The following is a 21207-nucleotide window of genomic DNA, read 5'->3' as shown; positions in this document are numbered from 1 at the left end:
AAATAAATACAAAAAACAGATGAAAAGATATTTCTATATATTGCTGGCTGCTTTTGCCATGCCCCTTGCTTCTTGTAAAAATGCTTTAGAATTGGTACCGGAAGATCAGGTCTCAGGAGCGAATTTCTTTAAAACAACCGCAGACTTTACGCAGGCGATTAATGCGGCTTACAACCCACTCCGAACAGTTGGGCCGGATTATTATACCGGAGAGATGCGCTCTGATAATACACACTATGAATTTAATCCAGCTATTCAGGGAACGGCCGTTAAGATGCGGATGGATATCGCTGATTTTACCAACGATGCCAGTAATAACTATTCCAATCAAATTTATTATGATAGTTATAAAGGAATATCTCGGGCTAATATTGTTTTGGCACGTGTAGATCAGGCGGATATCAGTGAGGACGAAAGAAGCAATTTTAAAGGACAAGCATTGTTTTTGAGAGCTTTTTACTACTTTAAACTTGTCCGCTATTTTGGCGGAGTACCGCTATACTTGCAGGAAGTAATCAATGAAACAGATGCCTTTCTTCCAAGGTCCAGTCAGGAAGAGGTGTATAACCAAATAATCACTGACGCTACGTCTGCCATAGAACTGCTTGCTCCTCCAACTACGTTTCCACAATCCGGTTATGCCAGTAAAGGGTCGGCTACGATGCTGCTGGCAGATATATACGCTACATTGAAACAATATGACCGTGCCGAAACACTTTTATTGACCCTGGAACCTATGGGATACGGATTGTTAAATAACTATGCGGACGTTTTTTCAACAGTAAATAAGAATAGCCGCGAATCTATTTTTGAAGTTCAATTTATGCAGGGACTGGAAACGGGTGTGCAGAGTAATTTTATTTACATTTTTCTCCCGAAATGTTATAATACGGCTTTGGTCACTTACGGCGTGCCCACGAATAACACCGCAACCGAGGCTAATGGCGGTGGGTGGAATACGCCTACGCAGGATATCATCAATGCTTATGAACCTGGAGATACACGTTTGGAGGCTTCGATTGGTATAGCTGAAGGGAACTATGATGGCAGTTATTACTTTACACTGAGTGCACAGCGGAGCATAGTGAATTACCAAGCACCTGAAGGAAAAACCGGTGTACCTTTTATTAAGAAATACCTGAACCCCCACACAGATGTGCTCAATACGGATGATAACTGGCCGGTGTACCGTTTTGCGGATGCGCTGCTATTGTTGGCCGAAGCGCAGAATGAGCAAGGGAAAATGCAGGAAGCGCTCGCTAATCTAAATCGGGTTCGAAGCCGTGCAATGCCGCGGATATCACCTTTGGCTACAAATGGCCAGGAAGATCTGCGTGAACTTATCCTACATGAGCGACGGGTGGAACTTGCCTTTGAAAACCACCGTTGGTTTGATCTGATCCGCGCAGGAGAAATTATTGGGGTGATGAATGCTTATGGCACTAAACTCAAAGAAACGCATACTTATCTTTTACCTGGATCGTATCAGGTAGATGAGGCTAAACTCCTTTATCCACTGCCTTTTGCAGAAGTGGGCGTCAATCCAGAATTAATACAAAATCCGGGATATTAACTTGAAAAAGATGAATAAAAGAAAATTGAGAAAAGTTTGCACCTTGTTGCTCATAGCGGTAAGCTGTACAACAATACAGCTGTTTGCACAAGACACTTCCAAAAGAACGTTTTCCATAGCTGTTATTCCTGATACACAGTATAATACGGAGGAAAGTCAGGGAGGAACTAATCGATTGTTTGAAACGATGATTGAGTGGGTACTGGCCAATCGCGAAAAGGAAAATATCGTTTATTTAGCCCATCTGGGCGATATTACCGATAAGGGCGACCGTAAACCGGAACAATGGGCAAACGCTGCAAAAGCGATGCATCAACTGGAAAAACCCTTGCCCCGCTTGCCTCACGGCCTTCCCTACGGAATGGCCGTAGGTAATCATGATCAATATCCTAGCCAGTTCGCCCGCAGCGGAGAGACATTTTATTATAATAAATATTTTGGAGTGGATCATTTTCAAGGGCGGGATTATTATGGCGGACATTTTGGCGATGATAACGATAGCCATTATGATTTAATCTCAGCTGGAGGTCTTGATCTACTCGTGATTTATATTGAGTTTGATGCTTTTGACGAACAACAGGACGCCATGAACGATTGGGCGGTGGATTTGCTGGAAAAATACCCAGACAGAAAGGCAATCATCGTCAGTCATTATATCATCGGATATAATCCTATAGCCGGCAGCAATGTTGCCGGACAGGCCGCTTTCGGAAAGCAGGGACAGCGACTTTATGACCGTATCAAAACACAACCCAATGTGTTCTTAATGCTGTGCGGCCATGTGGGGGATAATGGGGAAGGTTATCGGCAAGATACTTATGCCGGTCATACTACTAAGACAATGCTTTCTGATTATCAGAGCCGACCAATGGGAGGCAACGGTTTGATGCGTTTGCTAACTTTTGATCTGGAGAAAGATGTGTTAAGGGTAAGGACCTTTTCACCGTACCACGATTTGGAAGAAAACGACGATGACAGTCATTTTTCTGTTCCGCTCTTTAGAGAAGTTGCCGCGTCAAGAACATTCGATATTGACTTGGATGGCAAAAGCAAACCGCTCAGTTTTAAACATGGCAATTGGTTTGGTATCGATGGTATAATCGCTTCGCTGGGAAGAAAAGGTGATATACCTGTACCTTCTTATTATAATAGTTATGGCAAAACAAGTCCGGCAGTATATAACCCGACAACAGCTTCCTTTTATTTGAATGACTGGAAGGCAATCTCTTTAGGGAAAACAGGTGACATCCCAGTTCCGGCTGATTATGATGGCGACGGAATTGCTGATATAGCGGTATGGAATCCGCATACTGCCGAGTGGCTGGTAGACGGTTGTGAGCCGGTAAAGCATGGCTGGGAGGCATCGGTGCCCGTACCTGCAGATTACGACGGCGATGGCGTCGCGGAAATGGCCGTTTGGCGCTTAAATAATAAGACTTGGTATATCGCAACAGTGGGAAATGTGCCTTTTGGTGAGGAAGGTGATGTCCCGGTTCCAGCTGACTATGATGGGGATGGGAAAGTCGATATGGCGGTATGGCGTCCATCAACCGGTGAATGGTTGGTATATGGGAAAAAAGGTTCGGTGAAACTTGGGAAAAAGGGGGATCTTCCAATTCCCGGAGACTATAACGGTGTTGGAAAGGCTCAACCAGCAATTTTTGATCCAGTAGCTAAGCAAATAACCTTTGCTGATGGACAGCGTGTTAACTTCGATGCTAACTTGGAAGAGATTGTCAATCTACCTTATGCCATTAAGCAGTATTACCTAGAATTGCTAAACAAATAGTGTTGTTTGCCAATAAACAGGCAATTCCCATAGAATTCCTGTTTATTGGATTATTTTTTTCAATATGATTTGATGCTTCACATTTAACATTGACCTAATATTGCCTGGCTATCTTTGCTTCAAGTGTAAAGGAAATGCAAGCCCTTCAACAAATACCAGAAGCTGCCCTGATTGAAAAAATACGGAATGGCGATATGCTTGCCTTCAAAGAGGTATTCGAGCAGTATTGGGAAATCTTATATAAAAAGGCCTATTTCCGATTACGTAGCCAGGAACTGGCTGAAGATATGGTGCAGGACGTTTTTACAGACCTTTGGGCGAAAAAGGAAAACCTGTATATTCACAGCGGACTGCGCAACTATCTCTACAGCATCTTGAAATACAAAATTATTTACTGGGCAAGTCAGCAAACACGTGCGCAGCAATTGCATACGCATCTTTTACAAAGGATGGAAGAAATGGAAGACACGATCCTCGACGCAATGGAAGCTGGAGCCCTGCAAAAGACGATTGCCGAAGTGATTCATTCCTTTCCCGAAAATATGCGACAGATATTTCTGTTGCGTATGCAGGATTTTACCATTGCTGAGATAGCGCGTGCCCTTCAGTTAGCCGAGCAAACGGTGCGGAACAACCACACTGCCGCTTTGAAGCAACTCCGGGGTAAACTGGTAAAGGAATATCCACACCTGCCTATTTATTCCCTTATCACTTTCCTCTTTACAAAAAGTTAACAATTTCACCATCTTTTCTTGAAGTATAAGGACTGGCATTTATACACTATTGAGGTATAAAAGGGATGTAGTGAAATTTAGTATCTATAAGAAAATACTGGAAAAGTATTATACGAAAAAAAGCTCCGAAGCGGAAAAACGCCTCGTAGATAGCTGGTATGCGTCTTTCGAATGGGATAAAACGCCGATTGAGCATTTTGAAACGACAGCAGAAAAGCAAATGGTCAGCACACGCATATGGGGGAATTTACAGACCGGCGTGCTTGCTCCGAAGCCGAACAGGCGTTTACATCATGCTCGGCTATGGGCCGGGATCGCAGCAAGCATCGTTTTAATAGGTTGTGGTGTTTGGAGCATCAGCTACTTTTCTTCAAATAATTCATTGTCGAACGGAGGCAACGAGACAACCAGCATAGCGCAACGCAGCTCCACCACCGTGGGGGAGAGAAAGAAAGTGGTACTGCCAGATGGTTCAATAGTCATATTAAATGCCCGGTCGACGATAAGTATCTTGCCTGGATATGGCAAAAATGAGCGTGAAGTCATCTTGGAAGGCGAAGCTTTTTTTGAGATTCATGGTCGGCCGGAAAGCCCATTCCGTGTAAAGACCAATGATATCGCCGTGCAGGTACTGGGTACCTCATTCAATATCAAAGCTTATTCCCACCGGCAAGAGACACAGGTGGCTGTACAAACCGGTAAAGTCAAGCTCAGCAATACCGGGCAAAAGCAGCAGCTCATATTGGCGGCTAATGAAAGTGGTAGCTACGATCGAAACGACGATCGTTTTACGGCACATATTGGCGCATTGGGCAATGCTTGGCTCACAGGCGCTGTTGCGCTGGATAGGGCGGACTTCGAAGAGTTAGCGGCTACTTTTTACGATATATACGGTGTGGTGCTGAAAAGTGAAGATCCCACAGTGCTGCAGAACCACTATACGATTAACCTGAAATACCATCGTTCGGCTACCGACGCGGTAGAGACGATCTGTCACATTTTGAATAAACAATACAGAAAGGAGGTGAATGGCGACTTAAAAATCTTCTAAGCATAATATAGGATCTCAACAATGACAATATATGAAATCTCAATTACCTCAACCATTAGTACAAATGAATAGATCACACTTGCGATTGATGCAAAAAATCATGTTATCAACAGTGTTTCTTGGCATGCTTTACAGCGGTTATGCCGAAGCCAAAGCATACCGATTGGAGGGAGGGCTGGAAAAACGCTTACATCTATCTTTTAACCGTGTAACGATCTATACACTGTTAAAGGAGATAGAAGAACAACTGACAGTAGATTTTGCTTTCACCGAAGACTTGCGCCTGGACCAAAAGGTGTTGGACAAGGTAAGTTATCAGAATAGTAAACTCGCGGATGTTTTGAATGATATCTTTAAGGAAGAATCCATCGTTTTTGAAGAAAGAGATGGTACGATTGCCCTTCGGCGCGCGCCGCAAGGTATCATCATTAAAGGGCAGGTGCGTGATGCCCAGACACTTGCGCCGATAGTGGGCGCTAATGTGCTGGTAAAAGGGTCTTCCCAAAAAACGGTTACAGACAATCAAGGCTCTTATCAGCTATCAGTTGCTGATCAGCAAAGTATATTGGTATTTAGCTATATGGGCTATCGTCCGCATGAGACGACCGTTGGTTCGCAGCAGCGTATAGACATTACGCTACAGGAAGACAATAACCCTTTGAACGAAGTCGTGGTAACCGCCCTGGGTATATCGCGGGAAGGAAAATCTATCGGCTTTTCGCAGCAAAAGGTAGAAGGGCAGACCATCCAAGAGTCACACGAAACTAACCTGATCAATACCTTAAACGGAAGGGTTGCCGGCGTCCGTATCACGAATTCGAATGGGGGTATAGGCTCCTCTGCCAATATACAGATCCGTGGACAGAATTTCGTCAGTGGATACAACTACAATAATTCGCCTTTATTTGTAGTGGATGGCGTGCCTATCAGTAATAATAATGAGCAGTCGACTCGTTCATTTACTGGCCGACAGGATTTTAACAATCCCAATTTAATGGGAGGACCGGGCGATTCGGAATCAGAAGTCGACTATGGAAATGCGGCGGGAGAACTCGATCCCAATGACATCGAAAGCATTACAGTGCTGAAAGGACCTAATGCCGCCGCTTTGTATGGTTCACGGGCAGCGAATGGCGTGGTGCTTATCACGACGAAGTCGGGTAAAGGAACCCAAGGGATAGGCGTAAGCTTTAATTCACAAGCCAGTGCGGAAACGCCTTTAAAGTTACCCGATTATCAGTATGAATATGGACAGGGACTTGACGGGCGGTATAGCTATGTGGATGGCATGGGAGCAGGGTTAAATGATAACGTGATGGAAAATTGGGGGCCTCGCCTGAACGGACAGCTCATTCCGCAGTTTGATTCGCCGATAGATCCCAATACCGGTGAGCGGATGGCTACCCCTTTCGTGGCCTACCCGAACCAACTGAAAGATTTCTTACAGACCGGGCATACCTTTACGAATAACTTAGCGATTGCTGGTAGCAACGACAAGCTGAACTTCCGTTTTTCTTATACCAATACGACACAGCGGGGCATGGTGCCGAATACCGACTTAACACGTAATGCGATTGGTATCAATACCGGCTACGCGATCACGCCTAAATTGAAGGTGGACGTCAACATGAATTACGTCAATTCCGGAAGTGATAACAGGGCCAGTTATGGTGCCAAGAACGATGATGCGATCATGAAGATCTTTCTGTACATGCCACGGAATGTGAATGTTAACAGTCTACGCAACTATTGGACAGACGATAATCTGCGTACACAGCAACTTTCACCGATATGGGGCCTGAACAGTTCTCGTCTGAACAATCCTTATTTTGTGGCCTATGAGAATCTGAATGGTAATAATCGGGATAGGGTGTATGGCAATGTGAAGTTTACCTATAACTTTTTACCAAATTTGACCTTGATGCTGCGGTCTGGACGCGATTTCTATAACGATAAACGGACCATGCGCCATGCGGTATCTTCCGCCCAATATGTGAACGGTCATTATCAGGAAGACGATGTTTATTTTCTGGAAACCAATCACGATGCCTTGCTTTCGTACAATACAAAAATACAGGACGATTTCAGTATCAACGCCTCGCTGGGAGGGAATTTAATGAACCAGGAATCGAAGCGTTTGGGAGCCATTGTCGACCGGCTATCGATACCTAATGTCTACAACCTTACCAATAATGCTTCACCAATTGTTGCGGGAAATGTTCGTCAACAGAAAAAAATAAACTCCCTGTACGGTACCGCACAAATAGGATACAAAGATGCACTTTTCCTTGATTTAACTGGAAGAAACGACTGGTCGAGCGCTTTACCTAGACACAATCGCTCCTATTTCTATCCCTCAGCTTCATTAAGTATGGTGGCATCTGAGCTGTTCGGCTGGAGCAGCGATGCATTAAGTTATCTGAAACTGCGCAGCAGTATTTCGGCTGTACGGCGTGACTTGGAGCCCTATCAAACCATTCCTAACTTTCAGGTGACGCAGGGCTGGAACGGTGAAACGGTGGCGATCCATAACAATAATTATCCCAACCCTGATATCCGACCGGAAAAAGTAAGTTCCTATGAATTCGGGTTTGACTCTCGCTTCTTCAATAACCGTATTGGGATAGATTTTACCTATTATAGAAGTACCACCACCGATCTGATTATTCCGGTAACCTTGAACCCGTCGGCAGGTTACGATACCAAATTGATGAATGTGGGCAAAATGCGAAACAATGGTATCGAACTCATGGTAGATGTTACTCCGGTACGCACCAATCAGTTTAGCTGGAACGTGAACGTCAATTTTGGCTTAAACCGAAACAGCGTAGTTTATCTTGCCGAAGATCTCGGTATTTCGCGTATCCGTCAGCTGGAACGCTGGGCCTCGCTTGAGATGCGTACGGAAAATACAAAAGGTGACGGCTCCTTTGGTTCTTTGTATGGTGATTACCTGATCTATCAGAATGGTACCCTCACTCATCGAAACGGCTTACCGCAGGAAGAAAATGGCGATTGGGGTTATCTCGGAAATGTAAACCCGGATTATACCGGCGGTATCACCAACCAGTTGTCCTATCGCAATTTCGATCTTAGCTTTCTTTTTGGCTTTCAGAAAGGAGGCGTGGTACATTCACGGACCTACATTGAAGGGATCAGAAGCGGTACTTTGAAAGAATCTTTGATAAACCGTGATGAAAATGGCGGAGGCACCATGATCGGTGAAGGTATTGATTTAGATACCGGCGCGCCTAACGCTACAGAGGTAACGGTTCGCAACTATTGGCGTGCTTACTATGACAACGACCATATAGCGACTTTCGATGCCTCTTATATTAAACTACGGGAGGTGAAGATCAGTTACCGCATACCGGAAAAAACCTTGAGACGGACACCTTTTAGACAGGCCAGCCTTTCATTGGTCGGACGAAATCTAGTGCTTTGGTCGGACGTGCCGAATATTGATCCGGAAGTGTCGGGTTACGACGGTCAGTTTCAGGGTTTAGAGGCCTTTTCGCTTCCTTCACAGCGGAGCTTCGGTGCCGCATTGAATATCAACTTTTAAACGGAAAAGTTTTTGCTATGAGAACGTACACCTATTTTTTAGCCGTGATCCTATCGTTGACCCTGGGATCATGTAGAGATTTTGAGGCAATCAATATCAATCCGAACAATCCGGATGTCGTGCCACCGGAAACGCTCTTGCCGCCTATCATCAGTGGTGCTGTAAATACGATGACATCGAGTGGAGGAGGGCATGCAGGCCAGTTTGTGCAGCATATTGCTTATGTAGGGGGGATGAGTGAAGGATCCGGACGCTATAACCTGACAGGAGCATCCTTTCGGGAGGAATGGAACGGTGCCATGCGTCTGATCAAAGACGTCAACCAGTTGCGTTTACTTGGACAACAGAATCAGCAACCACAATATGAAGCCCTCGCCTTGATTCTTAAAGTATATATCTTATCCATAATGAGCGACGCTTATGGCGATATACCCTATAATGAAGCGGGAATGGGGGATGTGGCTGGCTTGGAATTTCCCAATTATCAGGCGCAGCAGGAAGTGTATGGCTTAATGCTCGCAGATTTGGAACAAGCTAATCAGTTGCTGAGAGATGCTGATCCGTCTTTGACGATCAACCGGGATATCCTGTATAATGGCAATCTTCAGAACTGGCGCAAATTTGCCAATGCCTTAAAAGTACGAATGCTGATGCGCGAATCGGAGAGGGTAGACGTATCTGCAGCTGTAGCTGAAATTTTTAACAATCCAGAAAGTTATCCTTTATTTGAAGGTGTAGAAGATCAGGCTACGTTGGTTTATAACAATAATTCGGATTTGTACAGTTGGTTTATCCTCAATCCGCCGGCAGATGGCAGTGGTGTCAATTATGACGGGAATGACCGGGTGAGTGACGTGATGGTGAACATGTTGCAAAGCAAAGCAGACCCCCGTTTATATATCTATGTGTCGCCGACCAGAAATTCATATAATGCACATCGGCAAAATGCTACTACGCCCTACGCGTATAGGGGGCAGCGGGCGGGGCTGAGTGCATTGGAGCAAGACGCTTTATATCAGCAGACCGGCTTGAATAGAGACGATTTTTCTGTGGTAGGAAAACGGATCCGCAAAGAGAATCGGGCTTTTTTAATGACTTATAGTGAGACCCTGTTCTTAAAGGCTGAAGCAATTGTCCGGAACATGGGGGTTCAAGGCGATGCTCAAAGCGTATACCATGAAGCGTTGGCTGCATCCTTAGCGAAATGGCCACAGGTGGGACAGGCCTCTCAGGAAGAAACTCCGTATATTAGCGCTGAGCAGGCGCAGGTATTTTTGTCACGTGAGGATGTGGCGCTACAGGAAAGTACGGCTTTGCAGCAGATAGCCGAACAACAATGGATCGATGCCTTTTTGAATGGATACGAGGGATGGGCCTCTTGGAGGCGTACGGGTTATCCGGAATTGCAGCCAGGGCCTTCTGTGATTGCGCAAATACCGGTACGTTATGTATATTCGGATAACGAACAGAACAACCCGAATCTGATTAAATGGGTGAATGAACAAATGGGGGGTACTATGCCTACACACAATACGAAGGTTTGGTTTCAGCCGTAAAAAAAACGATAAATGAAGATACTTAAATGGATCATCGCAAGCAGTTTGGTTAGTGCCGGGCTGCTTGCTCATGCACAGCAGTATACCGTGAACGAAAATGCACATTCGCATAACGATTATTTACAGAAACAGCCCTTTTATACGGCTTATGCCAATCGTTTCGCATCGATCGAGATCGATGTATTCCTGAAGGACGATTCACTTTATGTAGCGCATTACGAAAAGGACATCAAAAGTGGCGGTACCATTCAGCGTTTATATTTACAACCTTTAATGGAACAGATTGCCCGGAATGATGGTAAAGTGTATCCTGAGGGGGGGCAATTGCAATTTTTGATAGACCTGAAAACAAAAGGAGAGCCTACCCTGCGGGCATTGGAAGAGCAGCTGAGACCTATACGGAAGTTTTTCGATCGTAGCCAAAATCCGGATGCTGTGCGTTTGGTCATCAGCGGCGATATGCCCGAGCCCGCCCGTTTTCAGGATTACGATCCGATTTTCTTTTTTGATGGCCGCCCGAATAGCAACTATGATGAGGAACAGCTCAAAAGGGTTGCTTTCTACAGTGCACCCTTTCAAGCCTTCAGTGTATGGAATGGTTTGGGCAGGATAACGGCGCCCGAGTGGGCGAAAGTAAAGCATTTTGTAGACTCTGTACATGCGCTCGGTAAGCCGGTACGGTTTTGGGGTTGCCCTGATACTAAGACAACCTGGCAGGCTTTTATAAAACTCGGGGTAGACTATCTGAATACCGATTCGCCAAATGCCCTCGCTTCCTTTCTCAATAAATATGAAGCCAATAGCTACACGAGGAAAAAGCAACATGAGGTATACCAGCCAAACTATCGTCAGGACGGTGCCGAAGGCCAAGTGAAAAGGGTCATCCTCCTGATCAGTGACGGAGCGGGTTTTAGCCAGCAATGGGCTGCGGCAACAGTGAACGGTGGTAATTTAAATATGACCCAATTCAGGCATATCGGTTTTCAAAATACGGCACCCACCGATGATTATAATACAGATTCGGCGGCAGGGGCCACGGCGTTTGCTACAGGAAAGAAAACACGTAACCGTTATATCGGTAATGATAGCTCGGGCAGGGCCTTGCCCAATTTACCGGAAAAGTTGGCGGAAGATGAAATTCCCAGTGCTATCTTAACCAACGATCGCATTACGGGCGCTACGCCTTCTTCTTTCTTCGCACATCAAAGCGAACGCGATCATTCCGCTGCAATTGCTTATGATATATTGAACAGCCCCGTTAGGCTTTTTATCGGCGGTAGCCATCCCAGCTTGTCGGCGGATAGCTCGAAACTTAAACAGCAATTGTTGCAAAAGGGCACGGTAATTCAAGCAGATTTTAAGGGACTGGAAAAGTTGCCTTTGGATCAACAGGTCATATGCTTTGCGCAGGATGACGCGGCCAAGGAATATCATATGTTGGAAGAAGCCTTTGACGTTGCGCTTCGTCGTATGGACAACCAGGGTGATCGCTTTTTTATAATGCTGGAAGGGGCGAAAATCGACGGCGGCGGGCATAGTAATAAGATTGCGCAGTGTATCGAGGAGTATTTGAGCTTTGACCGCCTATTGGGCAAAGCCTTGCAATATGCAGATGCGCATGAAGGAACGTTGGTAGTAGTTACTTCAGATCATGAAACCGGCGGTTTGGTATTGGTAGATGGCGACTATAAAAAAGGTTTTGTGCTCGGAGAATTTATTACCAACGACCATACAGGCGCACCTATACCCGTATATAGTTACGGAACTGGCGCCCAACGTTTCACAGGATTTATGCAAAATAGTGATATAGGGGAACGTATTCTTGACGTCTTGTCTGCCCAGCAATAATGTTCATGATCCTGCATCGATCCTTTTTTATGCAACGTGATAATAATATTGCACATAAATGGATTTTATCTAAGTTTGCATCAGTCATTTATGACACGGACTGCCAATGATTAAATAGCACAAAAAGGCACTGTTTTCACGAACATCTTTCTCGGCTTGCAAAAATTGTACATGAATGGTTGGCTATAAATGCATTTTGATTAAGTTTGCTTTTCTATTACATTAAAATTGACTTAAACCCTATGCATGCCTAACCGAAGGGATGTGATTAAAAAATATCAATTAACATGAAAGCTTTTCGTTTACTGCTATTGTTTTTTACGCCTGTCATGGCTTTCGCACAGGCGTCTTTTAAAATTGATTATGAACGCTTCGTTTTGGAGAATGGCCTGAATGTGGTCTTTCATGTGGATCGTTCCGACCCGGTGGTGTCCGTGAATCTAACTGCGCATGTGGGATCCAGTAGGGAAAGGGAGGGCCGCACGGGATTTGCTCATCTCTTTGAGCATTTACTGTTCCTTGAATCGGAAAATTTGGGAAAGGGTGGCCTCGACAAACTTTCGGCTAAAGTCGGTGGTTCTGGTGCTAATGGCTCTACTTCGCGCGATCGTACTAATTATCTGCAAACGGTACCCAACGATGCGCTGGAGAAAATGCTTTGGGCGGAGGCGGATAAACTGGGCTGGTTTATCAATACCGTCACAGATCCGGTGCTGGCCAAAGAAAAGCAAGTGGTAAAGAACGAGAAAAGGCAAGGTGTGGACAATTGGCCCTATGGACATACACAATACGTGATTGATAAGGCGCTTTACCCGGCAAACCACCCTTACCACTGGCAGGTAATTGGTTCTTTGGATGACCTCGATAATGCCGAGCTGCAGGACGTGAAAGATTTCTTCAATCGCTGGTATGTGCCAAATAATGTAACACTGGTTGTCGCCGGTGATTTTGATACTGAACAGGCGAAGCAGTGGGTACATAAATATTTTGATGAAATAAAAAGGGGAACGGATATCCCAGCTTTGGAGAAGCGCCCTGGACAGGTAAAGCAGACCCTAAGTTTTTATCATGAAGATAATTTTGCACGCTTGCCGGAATTGACCTACGCCTGGCCCACAGTGGAGGAATATCATTCGGACGCATACGCACTGCAGGTGCTAACGGAGTATCTCACGTTGGGCAAGCGGGCACCTTTTTACCGGGTGCTGGTAGAGAAACGAAAACTGACGGCCGAAGTTGAGGCCGATAATTATACAGCGGAAATAGCCGGACAGTTGCAGCTTTCCGTAAGAGCTTTTGCCGGAAAGGATTTGGATGAGGTGGCCGGTGCGATACAGGAGGCTTTTGCTCTTTTTGAGCAGGAGGGTATCGCAGAGAAAGACCTTAATCGAATAAAGGCGGGGCAAGAACGCCGCTTTTACAGCTCGCTATCAAGCGTTTTGGGAAAAGGGGCGACCTTAGCGCATTATAATATTTTTGCCGGCGACCCGGGCTTTTTGGAAAAAGATATCCAAAAGATGCTCGCCGTAAGCCGCGAGGACGTGATGCAGGTGTATGAAAAATATATCAAAGGTAAACCTTACGTGGCCACGAGTTTTGTGCCAAAAGGCCAGATAAAACTAGCATTGGATGGAGCAATAAAGGCTGACGTAGTGGAAGAGCCTATTATCGAGGGTGCGGAAGTGGATTTTGATACATCTATTGCTGCTACATATGAACCTACACCTTCAATCTTTGATCGCAGTGTAGAACCACCCTACGGAGGGAGACCAGCATTGAAAATTCCAACGATTTGGGAGCGCCAGCTTGGAAATGGCCTGAAAATATACGGTATTGAAAATAATGAAGTGCCTTTGGTGCAGTTCAATATCCGTTTGGACGGCGGCCAGCTCCTGGAAGAGAGGCCCGGAGTAGCGAACATGGTTGCGCAAATGTTATTGCAAGGCACGAAACAAAGGACTGCAGAAGAACTGGAGGAGGCTATCGAGCAATTGGGTGCACAGATTACTGTGAGAGCCGCTAAGGAATATATTACTTTTACCGTTACAACATTGGCACGAAACTACGATGCAATGCTAAGACTTTTAGAAGAAATTTTATTAGAGCCGCGTTGGGACGCCACCGAGTTTGCCTTGCAGCAGGATGCGGTGATCAGCAAAATCCGTCAACAGGAAGCCAGTCCCGAAGCTATTGCCGAAAATAAGTTTAGGGAAATGCTGTATGGTAAAAATAACATTTACGCACAAAATGTGTTGGGCACCGAGGAAACTGTGCGGAGGCTCGCATTGGATGACCTTAGGACTTTTTACACAAAAGCACTCTCTCCGGCAAATGCGACCTTACATATTGTAGGTGCGCTCGATAAAGGGACAGTATGGCAATCAGTTGAACGGTTGAATGCTTATTGGAAGGGGGAGAAAATCAGTTGGCCGTCAATAGCCAAACCGGATGTTCCACAGCAAGCTATCATTTATTTCTATGATGTCCCTGATGCGAAGCAATCGATACTGAAAATCGGTTATTCCGCACTACCTGCGACAGACAAGTCTTTCTATCCAGCTACAGTAGCTAATTATGTCTTGGGCGGTGGTGGATTTGCTTCCAGACTTACGCAGGAATTGCGTGAACGAAAGGGTTATACTTATGGTATACGTTCAGCTTTTCAGGGCTCGAAAGATCAGGGAACTTTTGAAGTGTCTAGTGGCGTACGTGCCAATATTACCATGGAGGCGATACAGCTGATCTATAATATCATGGAAGATTATCCGAAAGGCTTTAATACGCAGGACTTGGAAACAACTAAAGGGTTCTTAATAAAAAGTCAGGCAAGAGCTTTTGAAACAGCTGGTGAGAAGCTGGGTTTATTGGAGAACATCAGTGCTTACAACTGGCCCTATGATTATGTGAAACAGCGGGAAGCAATTGTTCATAATAGTACGGTATCGGGAATACAGGCCTTAGCGAAGGAATATCTCAATCCCAATAAAATGGTTTGGCTAGTGGTAGGTGATGCAAAAACACAACTACCTCGCCTGCAGAAGTTAGGCTTCGCCAAGGTGGAACGTTTAAACTAAATGCTTTACGAAGGACGAGGAGTCAAAAAGGATAAACAAATTGCCATTTTATGTATGGTAATACCCCTTCAAACAACGTAACTTGTGTATATTTACAGGGGATGTCGCTATTGCCGGAGGCTACAGAGATTCAAGTTACACGGTAAGATAACATCAAATGCCATAATAAAAGCCTTGAAAGTTAGTTGTAAAGTCTTATTAATTATTTTTATCTTCGAGTATCTGATCATACTCACCGGCTGTAAAGGCAATAAGGTGCAATATGTGCCTATTATCCCAGAGCCCCAATCTTTGGAATGGACTCCGGAAACATTTGATCTCAAAAAATGTAGGGGTATTGTAATAAAATCGCGATCGCTCACAAAAGAGGCAAAGCTGTTACGGCAGAGGCTGGCGGAAAAAGGAAATGCGCTAAATTTTTTAGATACACGAGATCAGGGAAAGCATACCATTGTACTTCTTCTTGATACAGTGAAAACCGATCAACTAGCCGAGGAGGCATATCGTCTTCAAGTAAATAGCGGTGGGATAAGTCTTTCTGCGAATACCACACACGGAATATTTAATGGCCTGCAAACACTTTTCCAATTGATAAAAGATGGGTCTTTGGTACAAGGCTGCAACATAGTAGATTTTCCAGCATATCAATGGCGTGGGTACATGGTAGATGTCGGGCGTAATTATCAATCGGTAGAATGCTCAAACAGCAAATTGATCAGATGGCTGGGTATAAATTAAATGTTTTTCATTTTCACCTTACCGAGGATGTAGCCTGGCGTTTACAGATAAAACAATATCCAAAGCTTACAGCTGCTGAAAATATGCAACGTAATCAGGGAAAATTTTATAGTGTAGCACAAATAAAGGAGCTGATTCAGTATTGTAAAGATAGGTATATAACCTTGGTTCCTGAAATAGATATGCCTGGACATAGTGCGGCTTTTACGCGGGCTTTGGGTGTGGATATGCAGTCCGAAAAGGGTCTTCAGGTGGTAAAGAATATTATAGAAGAAGTATGTGAGACATATGATGTTCCCTATATCCATATTGGAGCCGATGAAGTGAAAATCACCAATCAACAATTTCTACCGGAAATAATCAAGTATATTCAACAACATAAGAAAAAAGTAATTAGCTGGGCACCCGGAGGGGATTATGATGATCAGACCATTCAACAATTATGGAAGGATGAAGGCAATCAAAAGAAGGATATGCGTGCAGGCCAATACATAGACTCCAAATTTCTGTACATTAGTGATTTCGATCCTTTAAATAGCGTTGTAACTATCTTCAATAGACAGCTAGGAGGTAAACCACGGGGCGATTCGAGCTTGTTGGGAGCTGAATTCTGTTTATGGAACGATAGACGGGTAGCGCGGGAGGCTGATTTGTTAACACGGAATGCAGTTTATCCGTCGATGCTAGCTTTTGCTGAAAGAAGCTGGAAGGGAGGGGGATATCCAGATGTAGTCTTTAATATAGGCCCCGATTCGTCCAATCGCGCTAAAGCTTTTGTCGAGTTTGAAAATCGATTACTGGAACATAAGCAAAAATATTTCAGGCAACTACCTTTTAATTATGTAAAGCAAACCCATATTAAATGGAATTTGTTCGGACCTTTCGAAAACAATGGGGATTTATCCCAAATATATTGGCCGGAAAACCACGACGTGCTACCGGAAGATTCCATAGCGGAGGTAAAAGCTACCGGAGGAACGGTTTGGTTATGGCATACGCATGGCCCACAAGTGAAAGCTTGGCTTCCTTCTCCTAAGGAAAATACCACTTGGTATGCCTATACAAAATTCTGGATCGAGGCTGATTCTACTATAATGTTATGGGCTGATTTTAAAGATTTGTCCAGATCAGGCGCCGATGCTACACCTCCAAAAGGAGAATGGGATTATATGAAAAGTAAGTTGTGGATCAATGGTGAGCGTATTTCAGCACCACAATGGGCATATCCTGGTAGGGGTTCCGGACAATTGGAAGAGCCATTAGTAAATGAAGGGTTTTATTATAGGCCTCCGTTAAGCGTCGACGTAAAAAGAGGCTGGAATAAGATCTTGGTAAAATTACCTATAGGCTTATTCGATCCTTTAATGGATTGGCAGGTCCCACCAAAATGGATGTTTACTGTTATGCCTGTATGCAAAGATAAAGGGTTAAATTATTCTGCAATGGAACTGAAATTTGAGCCGAATGGGAAGTAGTATTAAAATGGGAACGCTATTCTACAATTGTACGGAAAGTGAGATTTACTCTTGCTGTTCTGATTTTCTTGCTGGGCGGTAAGCGGTGCAACCAGTGGCTCTGGGTGCTGCCCTTCATCACTAAAAGACTGCCATGTGCTAAAATCAAGGCCACCTTCTCCTTGCTTTGTTTGTGCTTAAAGGCAAATTTTCGTTCGGCGCCGAAACTCAGGGAGGCTATTGCTCCTTCTTGCTTCAGATCGGTTTCTCCATCACTGTGCCATGCCATGCCTTCATCACCATCGTGGTATAAATTCAGTAAACATGAATTATAAGTTTCGCCACTCACCGATTCCACAAGATTCTTCAATTCCGATAATGCTTTTGTCCAGGGTAGTGCATGTTTGGTCGTATTAGAGTAGGTATATTCAAAACGTTTTTCGCCATACCAGGCTACCTTTCTTTTAGTGATGATCTTCTTGCCGAAAATAATCGCTTCATCATTGCGCCATTCGATGGTTTCGAGCAATGTTTTTAGGTAAAAATCGGCTGCTGCTGCAGGCATTAATTTGCCGTAATAGTTCACGGTGCCATCATAGGGTAACCAGTTTTTTGTCTTATCGATGATATCTTCAAATAGGTTCATCTGTTTATTTTTTGCTTTTTCCATTGTTTATAGGCCACTCGTTTACAATGTCCGCACGGACGATAGTCCTGCTTCAAGGCTTCTTCTTCATTGGTGAAGAATACGCGGTTTGCCTTTTTTATTTTTTTGCCCGAAGAACAGCTTAATTGCCCGTATATTTTCAGCTTGCGATTCCCGCCCATTAGGATAGTCTGTCTTCTGATTTTACTGCGCAAATCCCGATCCGATATTTCCAGATGATAGATCATGGATCAACTGTTGGCATCATGAAAGATAATACCTAAGGTGTAACGTTCGCCATGATGTACCTCGCTTACGCCATGTTTCATGTTTACCCGATAATAACCTTTTGAGCCCTTTTCTGGTCTGAAGTTGGTCGTGAATAGCAGGGCATCTCCTTGCTTGGGTTTTAAGACAATGGCTTTAGACTGAGCCCTCGGTACTTGCTGCGTGAGCACGAATTCACCACCGGTATAATCCTTCTCGGGGTCACTTAAAAACAAGACCATTTGTATGGGGAAGTAGATATCTCCATACAGATCCTGATGTAAAGTATTGAAGCCGCCCGGACCGTATTTCAGTATCAAAGGGGTGGCTTTGAGCTGGTGGTTATCATGGCATTGCTGCAATAATTCGACATGATCCAGCGGAAATTGCTTATCCATATGCAAAGCGCTGAACCAAGCGTTGGCAATACGCGCCAAATGTGGATAAATAGCGGTACGGATATGTTGAATAAGCTCGGGAAGCGGATAATTGAAATACTTATATTCGCCCAAACCAAAGCGATAACGTTCCATCACCACGGTTTTACGGTACATTTCCGTACGATCGTAATCGGTTTTCAACTGTATGCATTGCTCGTGCGTGAGCAGTTTTTGAAGGATGGCATAACCTTTTTGGTGCATGGTTTCGGTAATATTATCCCAGTCGCACTTTTCAACTTTTTGAATAAGATCTTGCATGTTTAAGTTTTAACGTTCGATATTTACTTTTGCTCCTTCCCAACCGATGATGGCTGTTTTTCGTGTACTGCCCCACATGTATCCACCAAAGGTGCCCGTCGATTGGATCACCCGGTGACAGGGGATGAGAAAGGCTACAGGGTTGCTCCCGATAGCGCTGCCTACAGCTCTGGAAGCACTGGGTTTACCGATGCGTTGGGCAATACTGCCATAGGTAGCGAGTTTACCCATCGGAATTTTCAGCAGACTTTCCCACACTTTGAGCTGGAAATCTGTGCCTTTAAGGTGGAGCTTGATCGTAGGCAACTTTTGCCAGTCGTTCTGAAAAATGAAGAGCGCATGCTGTTGGATAAGATCTAATTTTTGCTGAAAGCTTGCGTTAGGAAATTTGTGTTTAAGCTTTTGCAAGGCTTGCTCGTCATCGTCTTCAAAAGCCATATAACAGACGCCTTTTGCTGTAGAAGCCACAATCAAACTGCCAAAAGGACTTTCCGCAAAACTGTAATTGATAGAAAGGCGCTGGCCGCCATTTTTGTACTCGGCAGGGGTCATGCCTTCGATGTTAACGAACAGGTCATGTAGCCGACTGGTGCTGGAAAGGCCGGTTTCGAACGCTACATCGAACAGGGTGGCCTGGTCTTCCCGAAGAACTTTTTTAGCATGTTCGACATTGATGTATTGCAAAAACTTTTTCGGACTGGTGCCGGCCCATTCGGTGAACAGACGTTGAAAATGTGCCGGACTCAAGTGTACCTGCTCGGCAACTTCATCTAAACTGGGTTGCTGTTTGAAGTTGTTTTGAATGTAAGCTATCGCTTCCGCTATGCGTTGATAGTTTATGTTTTCTTGCGTGTTCATATCTTTTGTATTTATTAATACAAATGTCCGAAGATGATTTTAGCCATAAAATCCGAAATATGCGGAATTTAGGTAAAGATAACTATTGCAAATGGATTGGGGACTCTTCTACCGGTGGACTAACTGCAGGATATGTTATAAGATCATCATGCTTTTTCTGATGATGTGGATGGCCTTACTGCCTGCACAATGGCGGTAACATTGGCAAGGGTTCCCTTAGTATGACTATAGGCCGAGCAACGCAGTTTAAAGCTTTTATTGGAATAGGCTTCTTGTTTTACTGCTAAGTTAATGGTATCACCTGCAAACCCAAGACCATCAGCCTTTAAGGTAAGCTCTTCAATCAGCAGTTTGGCGTCACTGTCTTTTGTCGCGTACTGTGTAAATTCGGCACATAAATCAAGTAGTGCACCGAGCAATATCGGTGCTGGCAGTGCGGGATGACGAGGGAAATGCCCGCCGCAATACTGTTCTTTAATTTCACCTAAAGAAGCCGTTGCCCCTACTGCTGATAAGCGCAGCTTGAGCAGCTTATTTTTCATGGAATATGGGTTCGCGTTAGGGAGTAAATAGTACTTCTTGGCTTGCGCAAACCGTTTGTTAAAGGTTACTTCCGAGGTTACCTGAAAACCAACATCTACGTTACAGATGAGCTCGTTGGTTTCGTCGACCATACAAGCCTTGATTTTGGCAAGGTTTCCTTCAAAAGAGATGCATTCAGCAAATAACTTAAATTGCTGATGCAGCTGCCATTTTTTGTTGGCAGTACCCGTAAAGGTTATGTTGTGGACTAAATAATAATGTTTCGATTTTATGGGGTTCACCATTGCGCACGCAACAGAACCAAGGATGGTGAGATGCCTGCATGCCTCTGATGTGGCAATAGACGCCTGTTCATCGCTCATGGATTGCTCAGGTGAAATATTGGCCGCCACGGTATTTCCTGACAATAGATAAACGTCCTTGAGAGCATAGTAAGGTGCTCCTACATCGATAAGATCAGCGATCTCTTCCTGTTGCAGAGCGATTGGGCTTCTTGCTGAAGAATAATGGAGCTGCCTCGACTTAATCAGTAGTAGTGATTCAGTACTGACGGTCGCTAAAGCATCCATGATGCTTGTATTATCTTTAAAATCGCTTCTGTTTATCAAAATAACGTTTGTTTATGGCCCATAAATAAACAAATTATTTATTAAGAAATGAAGAATTTTACACGAATAGGTGTTTAGCTTACACTAAAAATAAGTTACATAGGATGAATTACCAAAAGCAGGACCTATCGCGGGAAATAAAAGGATGGTTCCGGCATAACCACCATGTTCAATAATGAACAACAGATGTTCGGAATCGCACGAT

15 protein-coding genes are annotated in these 21207 nt (G+C 44.4%); 10 read left to right on the top strand and 5 right to left on the bottom strand.

Going from position 1 to position 21207, the window contains the following annotated elements; translation table 11 throughout:
* Positions 1-19 precede the first annotated feature (19 nt).
* From H8S90_RS05525 to H8S90_RS05480, 10 genes are all read left to right on the top strand, one after another.
* On the top strand, positions 20-1573 hold the full coding sequence (locus H8S90_RS05525) for a RagB/SusD family nutrient uptake outer membrane protein (RefSeq protein ID WP_187341585.1): 1554 nt from the start codon (positions 20-22) through the stop codon (positions 1571-1573).
* Positions 1574-1583: 10 nt separating this feature from the next.
* Positions 1584-3362, top strand: coding sequence for a metallophosphoesterase (locus H8S90_RS05520; protein WP_187341584.1), 1779 nt, complete (start codon positions 1584-1586; stop codon positions 3360-3362).
* Positions 3363-3496: 134 nt separating this feature from the next.
* The gene (locus tag H8S90_RS05515) at positions 3497-4096 is read left to right on the top strand and encodes an RNA polymerase sigma factor (protein ID WP_187341583.1); all 600 of its coding nucleotides are present in this window, start codon (positions 3497-3499) and stop codon (positions 4094-4096) included.
* Positions 4097-4166: 70 nt separating this feature from the next.
* On the top strand, positions 4167-5147 hold the full coding sequence (locus H8S90_RS05510; RefSeq protein WP_187341582.1) for a FecR family protein: 981 nt from the start codon (positions 4167-4169) through the stop codon (positions 5145-5147).
* Between the two features lie 64 nt (positions 5148-5211).
* Positions 5212-8712 carry a SusC/RagA family TonB-linked outer membrane protein gene (locus H8S90_RS05505; RefSeq protein ID WP_222852247.1) on the top strand — a complete coding sequence of 1167 codons (3501 nt, stop codon included), beginning with the start codon at positions 5212-5214 and terminating at the stop codon, positions 8710-8712.
* A 17-nt stretch (positions 8713-8729) separates the two neighbouring features.
* A complete protein-coding gene (locus H8S90_RS05500) occupies positions 8730-10268 on the top strand; it encodes a SusD/RagB family nutrient-binding outer membrane lipoprotein (protein WP_187341581.1) in 1539 nt (512 codons plus the stop codon).
* Positions 10269-10280: 12 nt separating this feature from the next.
* Positions 10281-12116 (top strand): alkaline phosphatase, encoded by a 1836-nt coding sequence (locus H8S90_RS05495; RefSeq protein ID WP_187341580.1) that lies wholly within the window; start codon positions 10281-10283, stop codon positions 12114-12116.
* Between the two features lie 287 nt (positions 12117-12403).
* On the top strand, positions 12404-15190 hold the full coding sequence (locus H8S90_RS05490) for a pitrilysin family protein (RefSeq protein ID WP_187341579.1): 2787 nt from the start codon (positions 12404-12406) through the stop codon (positions 15188-15190).
* Between the two features lie 174 nt (positions 15191-15364).
* Entirely contained in the window at positions 15365-15928 is a 564-nt protein-coding gene (locus H8S90_RS05485; protein WP_187341578.1) for a glycoside hydrolase family 20 zincin-like fold domain-containing protein, read from the top strand.
* A complete protein-coding gene (locus H8S90_RS05480) occupies positions 15886-17403 on the top strand; it encodes a family 20 glycosylhydrolase (RefSeq protein ID WP_187341577.1) in 1518 nt (505 codons plus the stop codon). The genes H8S90_RS05485 and H8S90_RS05480 overlap by 43 nt, the downstream gene beginning before the upstream one ends.
* Before the next feature lie 16 nt (positions 17404-17419).
* Here H8S90_RS05480 and H8S90_RS05475 read toward each other — a convergent pair whose 3' ends face one another.
* The 5 genes from H8S90_RS05475 to H8S90_RS05455 all read right to left on the bottom strand — a co-directional run bounded on the left by H8S90_RS05475 (position 17420) and on the right by H8S90_RS05455 (position 21002).
* A complete protein-coding gene (locus tag H8S90_RS05475; RefSeq protein ID WP_370525686.1) occupies positions 17420-18052 on the bottom strand; it encodes an alpha-ketoglutarate-dependent dioxygenase AlkB in 633 nt (210 codons plus the stop codon).
* Positions 18025-18276 (bottom strand): Ada metal-binding domain-containing protein, encoded by a 252-nt coding sequence (locus H8S90_RS05470; RefSeq protein WP_187341576.1) that lies wholly within the window; start codon positions 18274-18276, stop codon positions 18025-18027. The genes H8S90_RS05475 and H8S90_RS05470 overlap by 28 nt, the downstream gene beginning before the upstream one ends.
* A gap of 3 nt (positions 18277-18279) precedes the next feature.
* The gene (locus H8S90_RS05465; RefSeq protein ID WP_187341575.1) at positions 18280-18993 is read right to left on the bottom strand and encodes a 2OG-Fe(II) oxygenase; all 714 of its coding nucleotides are present in this window, start codon (positions 18991-18993) and stop codon (positions 18280-18282) included.
* Positions 18994-19002: 9 nt separating this feature from the next.
* Positions 19003-19851, bottom strand: coding sequence for a methylated-DNA--[protein]-cysteine S-methyltransferase (locus H8S90_RS05460; RefSeq protein WP_187341574.1), 849 nt, complete (start codon positions 19849-19851; stop codon positions 19003-19005).
* 146 nt (positions 19852-19997) lie between these two features.
* Positions 19998-21002: a hypothetical protein gene (locus H8S90_RS05455; protein ID WP_187341573.1), complete on the bottom strand. Its 1005-nt coding sequence runs from the start codon at positions 21000-21002 to the stop codon at positions 19998-20000.
* Positions 21003-21207 lie beyond the last annotated feature (205 nt).

The sequence above is a fragment of the Olivibacter sp. SDN3 genome (assembly GCF_014334135.1).
Lineage (GTDB): Bacteria > Bacteroidota > Bacteroidia > Sphingobacteriales > Sphingobacteriaceae > Olivibacter.
The sequence above is the reverse complement of the archived record's forward strand: the minus strand, read 5'-3'. Positions and strand labels throughout refer to the sequence as shown.